The organism is Streptomyces sp. NPDC047706 (assembly GCF_043204795.1).
Taxonomy (GTDB): domain Bacteria; phylum Actinomycetota; class Actinomycetes; order Streptomycetales; family Streptomycetaceae; genus Streptomyces.
This window is the reverse complement of the sequence record NZ_JBIDCW010000029.1, coordinates 1-8336: the sequence shown is the minus strand read 5'-3', so window position 1 is coordinate 8336 and position 8336 is coordinate 1. Positions and strand designations below refer to the sequence as shown.

The 8336-nt window shown below is 65.1% G+C and carries 4 protein-coding genes and 4 pseudogenes; 6 read left to right on the top strand and 2 right to left on the bottom strand.

Annotated elements, in window-relative coordinates:
* Positions 1 to 1059: pseudogene (locus ACGF8A_RS28535) on the top strand (hypothetical protein); the annotation flags it as partial.
* Positions 1060 to 1301: 242 nt separating this feature from the next.
* Here the strand turns inward: ACGF8A_RS28535 and ACGF8A_RS28530 are convergent.
* Both ACGF8A_RS28530 and ACGF8A_RS28525 read right to left on the bottom strand, forming a co-directional pair.
* Positions 1302 to 2081: pseudogene (locus ACGF8A_RS28530) on the bottom strand (IS3 family transposase); the annotation flags it as partial.
* Positions 1981 to 2319 (bottom strand): annotated as a pseudogene (locus ACGF8A_RS28525) (IS1380 family transposase); the annotation flags it as partial. The pseudogenes ACGF8A_RS28530 and ACGF8A_RS28525, both read right to left, overlap by 101 nt.
* A 494-nt stretch (positions 2320 to 2813) precedes the next feature.
* Here ACGF8A_RS28525 and ACGF8A_RS28520 point away from each other — a divergent pair.
* The 5 genes and pseudogenes from ACGF8A_RS28520 to ACGF8A_RS28500 all read left to right on the top strand — a co-directional run.
* A complete protein-coding gene (locus ACGF8A_RS28520; protein WP_393113073.1) occupies positions 2814 to 3113 on the top strand; it encodes a hypothetical protein in 300 nt (99 codons plus the stop codon).
* A gap of 233 nt (positions 3114 to 3346) precedes the next feature.
* Positions 3347 to 4534, top strand: coding sequence for a hypothetical protein (locus tag ACGF8A_RS28515; protein WP_393113071.1), 1188 nt, complete (start codon positions 3347 to 3349; stop codon positions 4532 to 4534).
* A 499-nt stretch (positions 4535 to 5033) separates the two neighbouring features.
* Positions 5034 to 5375 carry a hypothetical protein gene (locus ACGF8A_RS28510; protein ID WP_393113069.1) on the top strand — a complete coding sequence of 114 codons (342 nt, stop codon included), beginning with the start codon at positions 5034 to 5036 and terminating at the stop codon, positions 5373 to 5375.
* 315 nt (positions 5376 to 5690) lie between these two features.
* Positions 5691 to 6851, top strand: coding sequence for an IS4 family transposase (locus tag ACGF8A_RS28505; protein WP_393113067.1), 1161 nt, complete (start codon positions 5691 to 5693; stop codon positions 6849 to 6851).
* Between the two features lie 553 nt (positions 6852 to 7404).
* Positions 7405 to 8120 (top strand): annotated as a pseudogene (locus tag ACGF8A_RS28500) (transposase); the annotation flags it as partial.
* Positions 8121 to 8336: the final 216 nt, after the last annotated feature.

Sequence of the window (8336 nt, the reverse complement as noted above, 5' to 3'; positions counted from 1 at the left end):
CCGGCCGTCAACGCCCAGCTCAACGGTCCCATTGGGCTCGCGGTGGACTCCGGCGGCAACGTCTTCATCGGCGACTACAGCAACCACCGGGTGCGCAGGGTGGACGCGGTGACCGGGCAGATCACCACGGTCGCGGGCAACGGCACGGCCGGTTTCAACGGCGACAACCAGTCGGCCGTCAACGCCCGGCTCTATGGTCCTGTCGGTGTGGCGGTGGACGCCGGCGGCAACGTCTTCATCGGCGACTACAGCAACCACCGGGTGCGCAGGGTGGACGCGGTGACCCGGCAGATCACCACGGTCGCGGGCAACGGCACGGCCGGTTTCAACGGCGACAACCAGCCGGCCGTCAACGCCCGGCTCAACTATCCGCACGGCGTCGCGGTGGACGCCGGCGGCAACCTCTTCATTGCCGACGCCAGCAACCACCGGGTGCGGAAGGTGGACGCGGCGACCGGGCAGATCACCACGGTCGCGGGCAACGGCACCGCCGGCTTCAACGGCGACGGAGGGCCGGCCATCGCTGTCCGGCTCAGCTCTCCCATCGGTGCTGCGGTGGACTCAGCCGGCAGCCTCTTCCTCTCCGACTCCGGCAACCAGCGGGTGAGGAAGGTGAGTGGCGTCGCTGCCACGGCCCAGTTCTCGGTGGCGCCCGGGGGACCGCCCGATGTGCGACTGGAGCGCGCCGGCAACACCGGCTACCCAGGGGTGCAACTGCGTGCGGAGGAAGACGGCACCGTCCCTGCGCAGAGCGTCCGAGTGGATCTTCCCGCGGGAGCAGGTCTGCAGTTCGTGGCCGAACCCCGGTACCAGCTGACCGTGCTGGCTGCCGGTGGGGCCTCGCGTGACTACTACGGGACTGTGTCGGCGGACGGGCAGAGCCTCACCTTCGACAATGTCCATCTGGCAGTGTCGGGAAGAGGTTCGGTGTCCGCGGCGTGGGTCGCGGTGAAGGCCCTTGCCGGCGCCCGGCTGGGAGACAGCAGGCTGACGTTCCGCATCGGCGCCCGGTCCTCGGATTCCACGACCATCCGCGTCGAGGATCCGAACGCCGGGTAAGCGGGGGCCTTCCCTGAAGGCCCCCACGACAGACATCCCGCCAACAGGGTCCGCAGGCCGCCGTAGGTCCGCGGCCTGCGGACCGTGGGCCGGATGTCCGAGGACGCCCCTCCAGTGCCGTGGTGGGTGAAGTCCGCCACCCAGCACCCGTTCGGAGCGGCGGCGACGAAGCCGCGGTCAACCAGATCGGGGGCCCGCTGGACCTGTCCGCCGGGGATCGTGGTGATGACGCGTTTGCCGCGCACCGCGCCCTGGACAGCGAGTTCGCGCATCAGGTGCTCGACGGTGCAGCAGGCCACCGCATGTCCCTGCCGGTTCAGCTCGCGCCAGATCTTCCGGGCTCCGCGAACACGGTAGTTGGACGTGTAGACGTCCTGGATCCGCTCCTTGAGTGCCTCGTCGCGTACGGAACGGGCGGAGGGCGTTCGGAGGCGATTCTTGTGGGCGTAGTAGGTGGAAGGGGCGATCTCGCAGTCGTGTGCGGTGAGCGGCTCGACACCGCCGAATCGGTCCCGGTGCTCGTCGATGACCGCCACGAGCGCGTGTGTGGCCGGTCGGTGAAAGTCGGCCCGGGGCGCGGTTCCGGCCTTTCGGCCGGCCCGTTTCCCCGGACCGCTTCCCGAACCCGGCGGGCACCTCTCAACCTCGATCCACCGCGTGAATTCTGATCTTCGATCTCGGGCGGGGTTCCGGTGGCTTTTCCGGGTGCGGGCAGCGCGTTGTGCCGGGTGGCCGTCCGGTGCGGGGTCTGCAAGGTCTTCCTGGTCGCGGGCGGTCGGTGCGGTGGCGGGGGTCAGCTGGTCATGCGCTGTCCGGTGGCCGTCCACAGGTCGGTGAAGTCGGCTTCCCAGCGCCAGCGTTGCGGCAGGTGCAGGGTGATACGGCGGGCGCCGGCGGCGATCCGGGCCGGGATGTTGGCCAGCGCACGTGTCCCCAGGTGAAGGCACGCAGGAAGCTGCCCAGCGTGGACGGGGCCCGTACCCCGCCGAACAGGCGGGGCAGGCCACCGAGACGCAGGACATCCAGGTCGTCGATGCTGTCCGCGCCGGCGACCATCCCGGCCACGATGGACATGGCCTCCGCGTCCGCGGCCGTGCCCGCGCCGTTCCTCGCGCCGGTCAGCTTGACCTTCTCGGCGACCAGCCGCGGCAGGTCGCACCGCTCGGCCAGCCGGACGGCCGGGACCAGCCCGGCACGCGCGATCACATTCGGTTCGTCGAACGCGGCGAACACCGTCGCCGGGCTGTGGGAGGATTTCACTTACGAGGTGCCTTGCTGGTTGGGCCTGCTGGAAGCGTGAGAACTCCCATCATCCCAGGTCAGCAGGCACCTCTTCTCGTCTCCCTCCCCAAAGGGCACCCGTCGCGCGGTGGATCGAAGCTAACTCCACATTGGTTGACGTAGCAATCATGCGATGCCATGATTGCGTCTCAGAGGTTCTTCAGGCGTAGGTCCTTTGAATCAGGCATCGGTGAGGTCTGTTCTCGACCACCTCTGAATTACCTGTGTGGAATGACGGTTCTTGTTTCCGTACTTCCAGGAATTGCTGACAGGAAGTCGCCGTCCAGTGACCTGGTGGACGCGATTTTGGATTTTTCAGTGCAACATTAGTGGAAGGTGAAAAAATGAAGCGCCTAATGGCTGGCTTAGGACTGGCCATAGCCGGAGCCCTGGCTTCTGCGACTATGGTGACCGCGCCGGCTTCCGCTGCCCCGGCATCTCCTGCTGCCTCTTCCGCCGATGGAGGCGGGTGGGTGTGGCTTTACTCTGGGACGAACTACAGCGGTAACCAGTACTACGTCAACGGTGAGACGCACGGGTGGTGCCACGCGGGCGGCTGCAAGTATATCCCCCAGCCTGTCCGCTCCATCATCAATAACAATGGCCCCGGTGTCAAGCTCTGTGGCCAGGACGACAAGAACCGTTGGTGGGGCTTCCAAGGCTCCTACGCGTGGCCCAACGTCGGCTCACCGGACCCGATCCAGCTCTTTGCCTGGAATGGCACAATTGTCGGCGGCGACCCTATCTGGGGAATCGTCACCATCCAGTGCTGACAGCTAGGTTGCCCCACTCGTGAGTGCGTGTCCCGTCGGAGTTTCCGACGGGACACGCACTCTTGAATGAAAACTCACATGTCGAAATTTAATCTCCGACTGGTCCTCGGTGAGTATGATCAGAGCGTGAGATATCCAAACGTACTCGCTACTGGGATCGCAGATTTCTCGCGCGCCATCCTTCTGCACCATTGCGAGTTACCGTGTTACGTAGTTACCAACAGGAAGCTCTCGTGTCTAAGGATTATGAGTCCCCGGAGGAATGGACCTCACCCGGGCCGACGCAAGCTCCGTTCGCATTGCATGACGGCGAAAACCAGAAAGTGCTGAGTGAGCATCCTTCACGATCGGGACTTATGGGCGTGGGACGGTTCGGATCGAGACGCATCGCAGTGGTGGCTGCCGTGCTTTTGTGCATACTCGGCGTAGGAGGGACGGCCTACATCGTCACCGATGGTGAGCGGTCGTCGCAGTCACCACCTGACCTGACTTCAGTTTCAAGTGATCGCATCGCCGCACTGCTGAAGAGGTTGTTGCCACCAGGGAAGGTCCTGCCCGCACCAGAAAACAAGGAATCCGGCGGAGAGGCGCGGCTTCTTTTCGATGACGGAAGCGGTGCGTCGCTGATATCAGCAGGGATCGGCCGATCTCCCACTAAAACGGCACCTGAATGTCCGAATCGAAGTGACTACCCCTTCAATTCTTGCACTCGAAAAGAGCTGACTGATGGCGCGACCATAGTTATCGATCAGGGAAACGTAGATGCACTGAACCCTAGCAGTGTAAAACGCTGGAGCGCCGTGCTGACCACCAAGAGTGGGGGACAAGTCTACCTATCAGAGTGGAATGCAATCTCCTCGAGCGGCTCTTCGAAGGTGAGATCTGAGCCCCCGCTGACAAAAGAGAATCTCGAGCGGATTGTCACCTCTGAAAGCTGGCTTCCACTCTTGGAAAACATACCCACACCGCCCGCCCCGCCTCCACCGCCGAGTAAGCCCGCCATGAACAAGCAGAGGATTCTGGAAACGCTTTCTAAAATAATTCCAGAGGGCATGCACATAACCAAACATTCGGGACCAGGAGAAGGGTATGTTGAGTTGACGTTGGATGATGGCCGAGGGGAGAATCTTGTAACAGTTGCCGTCCAGCGCTGGAAACTTGAGGACCCCACAATCTCTACTCTTTACAAGGGTGCCAGCAAGACGAGTGACGGGACTCTAGTGGCTAAGCGGCAAGTACGCGTACGTGAAGATGGAAGCGTAATTAGGTGGGACGCAGACATCCTCCGCAGAGACGGCCTGCGCGTCATGGTAACGGAATCCAACGCACACGCATACGGCCTGCCCGCGACTCGCAAAGATCTTCCACTAACCCTTGATGAACTAACATCAATAGCCCTCGATAAGGCTTGGCAAATGTGATCGAGTTTTTGGATCAGTGAAATGCTTAGACGAGGCTGGTACATCGTTCGGGACATGGGCTTCATGAAGTTCCCCCTTGATCTAAGACAGCGGATGGTTACGCTGCGCGGGCGAGGTCTTGCATCGTCAGATCCCTGGTCTTGACCGGGGTGACGTACCCGTTGGACCGGGTGCTTGTGCAGTCGGGTGCGGTTGTATTCGACCTCGATGAAGCGGAAGACGTCGGCGCGGACGGCCTCGTGGGATTCCCAGACAGTGGTCCCGATCTCCGCTTTCAGCAGTCCGAAAAGGCTTTCGGCAGCCGCGCTATCGTAACACGAGCCCGTTCTGCCCATGCTCTGTCTCAGCCCCAACCCCCTTATCAATCCGCGGTATTCGCGCGAGGTGTATTCCGAGCCGCGGTCCGAGTGCGCAATGCAGCCCTCCTTCAGCCCGGATCCACCGGCTTGATGCCTGTGGATAGCTTCTCCGGAAACGAGGAAGTGCCTTGTGACCTGCGATGATGGGAGTTCTTCACGCTTCCGGCACGCACGATCAGCAAGGCACTTCCGAGATGCAATCTTCCCATGCCGCAGCGAGGGTCTCCGCAGGGTTTGATGATCCGAATCTGGTCGGCTACGGCGGGCTGGCCCCGGTGGCGCGGCTGGCCGAGCGGTGCGGACTGCCCGCACTCGTCGACGAGCACGTCCGGCTGCCGGCCTCGAAGGACGGGACCGGGGCCTTCCCCGCAGCGAAGCTGATGTCGCTGGTCGGCGGCATGGTCGCCGGGGCGGACAGTATCGATGACATTGACCGGCTGCGGCACGGTGGGCTGCCGTGCCGCATCTGTTCAGCGGGGTAAGTGCGCCGTCCACCCTGGGCAGCTTCCTGCGCTCCTTCAGCCACGGACACGTGAAGCAACTGCACGCGGTTGGGGATCTGTCCCAAGGACCGGTAGTTAAAGATCTCGGGCTTCGGTCAAGCGCAGTCGGCGGGGTTCGAAGCGTCCGGGAACACAGGCAACGGGGCCCCGTTGGGACTGGCAGTCGACCAAGACAGCCTGTTCCAGGGAGTTCCGTTGTCTGAGCGTTATGCCCGTCCGTCTGCTCGAACGGACGCGCCCCGGGGAGTGATTGCCGCAGCCCGGGACCGTTTCGCGCCATGTCATCTAGGCGAGTTGACCACGCTGGTGCCCGTCGAGCTCGTCGACGCGGTCGTGGAAGAGACGAGGAGTACGCAGCGGCGTCTGCGTGATCTGCCCTCCCGGGCCGGTGTGTACTTCCTGCTGGCGATGTGTCTGTTTCCGGAAGTGGGCTACTCGCTGGTGTGGCGGAAGCTGACGGGTCCACTGGCTCATCTGCCGCTCGTGACCCCCACTGCGAAGGCCTTGCGCGACCTGCGTCGCAGGATCGGGGAGGCCCCGATGCGAAGGCTGTGCGAGGTACTGTGCGGGCCGCTCGCTCAGCCGCGGACTCCTGGGGTGCGGTTCGGGCCGTACCGGACGGTGTCCTTCGACGGCTGCAGCTCGATCAAGGCCCCCGACACGCCGCGGAACCAGTCCTGGCTCGGGGATCCCGGCCATGGCGGCTACCCCATGCTGGAGCTGATGACGCTGGTCGAGACCGGGACCCGGGCCTTGATCGGCGCGGTCTTCGGCCCCACCAGCGAAGGCGAGACGGGCTATGCCCGGCGCCTGCTGCACCTGCTGCGGCCGGACATGCTCGTGCTGTGGGACAAGGGCTTCGACGCCAACGACTTCTTTGCCCAGGTCACCGCCACTGGCGCCCAGGTCCTGGGCCGGCTGCGGAGCAACCGGCGTGCCCCGGTACTGGCCCGGCTCGCCGACGGCTCCTACCTGTCCGTGATCGGCACGGTCCGCGTCAGGGTCATCGACGCGCAGATCACCGTCACCTGCGCCGACGGCACCTCCTTCACCGGCACCTACCGGCTGGCCACCACCCTGACCGACGCCCGCCGCTACCCGGCCGGCGCCCTGGTCGCCCTCTACCACCAGCGGTGGGAACACGAATCGGCGTACTTTGCCCTCCGCCACACGCTCCTGGGCGGGCGGGTACTGCGCTCAGGCGACCGTATGGGCCTCGCACAGGAAATGTGGTCCCTGCTGACGCTCTACCAAATACTGCGGTGCGTCATGGTTGACGCTGCCGAATCCCGCCCGGGCACGACCCGGACCGCTGCAGCTTCACCGTCGCCCTGCACACCGCCCGCGACCAGGTCATACGGGCCGCCACCGCAACCACTGCCGCGGCCGAAGCACCCGGTGTCATCGGGCGCCAGGTCCTCCACGCTTTCCTACCAACGCGCCGCCTACGAGTGAGCACCCGCAAGGTCAAGTCACCGACATCCCGCTACAACGAACGCCACGACGACGGCCGACCCGACCACAGCCGCACTGTCACCGACTTTGGCATCGACATTTCTTCCACCGCCCGATCAGCCCACCTTCCCCGCAGCCTCCCGCGACGACCGGCACACTCCTCCCGCCGAGCGCCGACGGCACCGGATCCTGGCCCTGCTCCACGAAGAACCCACCCGCCTCTCGCGCCCCCGCGACATCGCCGCACACTTCGGCGACATCACGCTGCACACCATGTACAGGCAGCTCTCCCGATGGGCCAAGACCGGACTCATCCACAAGATCGGCCCCGGCCTCTATGCCGCCACAACCTGGCCACCAACTCCCTTGCAGGAAAACCGAGATCTTTAACTACCCGTCCTTGGGCCTTGTCCCAAGGCCGGGAAGTTAGCGTTTTCGCTGGTCCTGCAAGGACGTTGAGGGTTCGAGACGAAAGCGCAACGGAGCTCGTTGGTACAGGCAGTCGACCAAGACAGCTTGTACGTGAGGAGCTCCGTTGCGGGTTCATTTTGCCCTGCCGTCCGCGCTGACGGCCATCACCCGTACGGTGCCCGTGGCGGCGGGCCGGTTCGCGCCGGGCCACTGGGAGAGCTGACCGCCGTGGTGCCGTTCGAGCTGGTGGACGCGGTGCTGGCGGAGACACGGACGGTGCAGCGGCGGCTGCGTGATCTGCCGTCGCGGGTCGGGATGTACTTCCTGCTCGCAATGTGCCTGTTCCCCGAGGTCGGCTACCGGCTGGTCTGGGACAAGCTCACCGGCGGTCTGGCCGGGATGCCGGTGGCCTCACCGAGCGCGAAGGCCCTGCGGGACCTTCGTCGGCGGCTGGGGGCCGCGCCGGTACGGTCGCTGTTCGAGGTGCTCGCCGGTCCGCTGGCCCGCCCGACCACGCCGGGAGTGCGCTTCGGCGCCTACCGCACGGTGTCCTTCGACGGCTGCAGCTCGCTGCGGGTGCCCGATTCGCCCCGCAACCGAGCCTGGCTCGGGCGGACGGCCCATCACGGCTATCCCACGCTGGAGCTGATGACGCTGGTCGAGACCGGGACAAGGTCCCTGATCGGCGCGGTCTTCGGCCCCACCGACGAGGGCGAGACTGCCTACGCCTGCCGACTGCTGCACCTGCTGAGGCCCGACATGCTGGTGCTGTGGGACAAGGGCTTCGACGCCAACGCCTTCCTCGCACAGGCAACCGCGACCGGCGCGAAGGTCCTGGGCCGACTCCGCAGCAACCGGCGCACCCCGGTCCTGGCCCGTCTAGACGCAATGCCGCTGTTTTAAGCCGTGACCTTGGGTTTTCGCTTGGTCGGGGCGGTCTTGGACGCTGGAACGATGGTGACCGCATCGGCCGGCGGGACAGCGGGCTGGGGCCAGGAGCGGTGGTGGGCGCGTTTGAGGCCCCAGTTGGACATCTTGCGCTTGACGACGCGGGGGAACGCACGAAGTCTGCGG